Annotated in this window: 2 protein-coding genes; both read right to left on the bottom strand. The window is 48.9% G+C overall.

All coding sequences use genetic code 11. The features are described 5' to 3' along the window. Window positions 1-903, bottom strand: a 903-nt coding sequence (locus tag RMO84_RS10320) for a serine/threonine-protein kinase (protein ID WP_310488379.1), incomplete at its 3' end; no start/stop codon positions are given. Window positions 904-1,053: 150 nt separating this feature from the next. Next, window positions 1,054-3,384: a tetratricopeptide repeat protein gene (locus tag RMO84_RS10315; RefSeq protein WP_310488378.1), complete on the bottom strand. Its 2,331-nt coding sequence runs from the start codon at window positions 3,382-3,384 to the stop codon at window positions 1,054-1,056. Between the last annotated feature and the right edge of the window lie 461 nt (window positions 3,385-3,845).

Below are 3,845 nucleotides of genomic sequence, written 5' to 3'. Positions count from 1 at the left end.
TAAAGTCGATCGGGCGTTAATTGGCATTACTGGATTGACTTTACTTAATTTCGGCTTCGATTTTGACTTTGGTGGTGTTTTGAGGACTTCTAAAGCCTTAGTTGACGAGCTAAACCGATTGCCCACATCTGGCTCTAGCATCCGCTCCAACCAGTCAGCAAAGCCACTCGATACTTGCAAGCGATCGCGAAAATTCAGGCGCAAGCCATCTTGAGGAATTTCTGCTGGCGATCGATGGGTGAGTAGATGCAAAATCGTCGCCCCTAAGCCATATAAATCTGTCGCTGGCACGGCTTGTCCCCGAAACTGTTCGGGAGCCATATAACCGTAGGTACCGACGACAGTACTGCCACGCAGGAAGGTATCGTGATAGGTTTGTTGCACCGCTCCAAAATCGACGAGGAAAATTTTGCCATCCTCAGTTTTGAGAATATTACTCGGCTTGAGATCGCGATGGACGATTGGTGGATAATGCCGGTGGAGATAGATTAAAATTTCTAGGATTTGAATCGCGATCGTTTTGACTTCAGCTTCGGAAACCCGCCAACCATCACGCATCCACTCCAACAGATTTTTACCTGGAGCTAACTCTTGGACAATATAAAAGTGTCGATCGCCATCCAGATCGGTCGTAAAATAATCGAGATATTTAGGAATGCCATCGCGATCGAGACTACTAAGTACTTTGGCTTCGCGCTCGAATAACTCGATCGCTTTCCAATCATCGATCTGGTGCAGTGATAAAGCTTTGAGCGCGACTAATTGCTGGGTGGTGGTATCGAGCGCGCGATAAGTAACGCCACTGCCACCTTCGCCTAAGATGCCCAGAATGTCATAACGCAACGCCTCACTGGTATCGGGACGCGCGATAACTTGGGCTGGATGGGTGATGGCTGATTTCACGATCTCGGAACACTGGATTACTCAACTGATTTAGAATACCCAGATCGCCCGCCTCGATCGTCAATATATTAGACTTCTTGTGAAAGTGAGTGGATAGTGGATAGAGTTTGAAGGTTTTCAGCATCCAGTCCCCCCGTCCCCCGATCTCCGCTAATTCCGATTAACCGATCGATCCAACAGCTGCAAAATATACTGATAAGTCTTACTATCGCCCCGATCGAGATAGAGATTGGCAGCCTGATGATAATCGCTAATCGCACCAGCCCGATCGCCGATGGCTTCAGAGACTTTGCCCCGTTGGTAGTAAGCAGGTGCATAATTCGGATCGAGTGCGATCGCGCGACTAAAATCCGCACTTGCTGCCGAAAGTTCGCCCAAACTCTGATAACTACAACCTCGATGATAATAAGCATCGAGATAATCGGGATTTAACTCAATAGCTTGTTGATATTGTGCCAAAGCATATTGGTGTTCGCCATCGCTGGCTAAGATCCAGGCGCGTTGATAGTATGCCGCACTAAATGCCGGATCTAACTCGATGGCTCGATCGAGATCGTCCAATGCACCTTGAAGATCGCCAATTTCACTACGCGTAATCGCCCGATTGTAATGTGCGTGCAAATGATCGGGATCGAAACAAATTGTGTGCGTATAATCAGCAATTGCGCCATGACGATCGCCTAAATATTTACGTGCATTTCCACGATGGTAATAAGCATGAAAATATTGCCGATCGAGGGCGATCGTTTGAGTGTAATTTTCGATTGCGGCTTGATGATTGCCGATTTGGCGATAGCAAATCCCCCGATTATAGTGAGCGATAACTAAATTGGGATCGAGTTCGATCGCCCGATTATAATCGGCTAAAGCTGGCTCGATCTCATCTCGGACGCGATAAATATTAGCGCGATTGCTATAAGCAACGGCAAAGTTGGCATCGAGTTCGATCGCTTTGGTGTAACTGGCGATCGCCTCGGCATACTTGGCCATCTGACAATAATTATTGCCCAAATTATTGTAAGCACTAACAAAATCTGGCTGGAGTTCGATCGCTCTGAGATAATCGGCAACTGCTGCTGAAAATTGCCCGTGTTGGGTATAGATAATCGCGCGGTTATTATAAGCGATCGCCGAGCGGGAATCGATCTCTAATACCTTACTAAAATCTGCTAGCGCACGCTCCGAGTCACCCAAATATTGATATAAATTGCCCCGATTATTGTACGCCAGCAATAAACGCGGATTCATAGCGATCGCCAGATCGTAGTCGGCGATTGCCGGCACGGGATCGTTCAACTGGGCTTTGGCAGTACCCCGCATCACATATTCGATCGCACTGGTTGGGCTTGCGAGCAACTTTTTGCCCAGCTCAAAATCGGCATTGGGATCTAACGGGGATGGCTCGCCAAAACAGACTGCTAGTCCGCGTCCGATATAAGCCAGCCCACAATCGGGATCGAGGCAGATCGCCAGCTCAAAGTCTGCCTCAGAGCCTGGATAATCCCCCACAAACCGGCGGGCGTTGCCCCGCCCACAATAGGCATCAACACACTCAGGATCGAGTCCTAGTGCCCGATCGTAAGCCACGATCGCCGCGTCGCAACTACCAACTTCATAGAGTTCCGTCCCGCGATCGACTAACTGTCGGACGTGTCTGGCAATCTCCGTCTGCTGCTCTGCCGCTGAATATCGATCGACGAGCAGTTTGGGGATGACACTGACAACCGCTTGCCAAGCAGCTCCAATTGAGGGATAGCCCTGTGCCGGTGCAGTTGCCAACAATCGATCGACAATGGCGACGAGTTCGGGTCGATCGATCTGGGGTGCTAGCTGCTGCCATTGCCCGATTTGACTAGCTTTCAGCGGCAGTGGATTGCCACTAGCTGCCGCGATCGCAATTTGGGCAACCAATCGCAAATTATCTCCTAGTGGCTGCTGCGAGTTGAAACTATCGATTGTTAGGGGTAAATTGAGCGGGACTAGTTTGCCATCGATCTGGCGACGGAAGATATTTGCGATCGAGATTTGCTCAGGGATAACGTCACACCGCTCGATATCGCGCAGCACTTCCAATACATCTGCCCAGAACATGACTACTTGCGACTGAGTCCAGACCGATCGCTCATTGGGCTGACGATCGTCATTAACTACAGTGGCTAACTCTTGCGCCAAGGATGTCCCCGCGACAAACTCTCTCACGATGTAAAAAAATTGCGCCTGAGCGAAATAACTATAAATTATCGGCAATCGATCGACTTTGCGGCTGAGATCGTAGAGACTCTGAGCCTTACTAATCGCTTGTTTCCATTCCCGACTCTCCGCGTTAGCGGTTGGTAATTCATAACGGTGAATCGCACACTTGAGCTGGAGATTGCCTGGAACTTGAAGGTCGATGGCTAAATATGTGGCGACTGCTCCATCTTGCCCCAATTGTTCCAGGATTTGATAACGCTGTTGAAGGGTAGATCCGATCGGATTCACTGTGCGTATGCTCCCATCACCGACTTGCAAATTATCCAAAGTGCCGATCCATTACCAACTATGTTTATCTTGACACATCGATCGGTGGATGTCCTATGCCTAAGACTCGACAAACTGCTGGAATAAATTACGTCATTATGGGCTTGACAACAGGAAACTCACTTTATTTTATGAGAAGTTGTCAAATTTTGATACGGGGATTAGGTACTTACAGAGTCCTGCGATACCGCTCGTCTCAAGTCCCGATCGATAAGTCCACAGGGACACATCCAAACTTGGAAATCGGGGTCGCGATCGGGCAAAAATCGATCGACTTGGCTGGCAATTTTCGGCGATCGCTAGTTCACAGTAGATCCGTAGGTTGGGTTGAGGAACGAAACCCAACATCTCCACAGTCGATCTACTTCCTTGCCGACATCTCATTGGATCGCTGCTCCTATTACATAGTTTGGATCTTCACG

Origin of the sequence: Chamaesiphon sp. VAR_69_metabat_338 (assembly GCF_031423935.1) — a bacterium.
Taxonomy (GTDB): Bacteria; Cyanobacteriota; Cyanobacteriia; order Cyanobacteriales; family Chamaesiphonaceae; genus Chamaesiphon.
The sequence above is the reverse complement of the archived record's forward strand: the minus strand, read 5'-3'. Positions and strand labels throughout refer to the sequence as shown.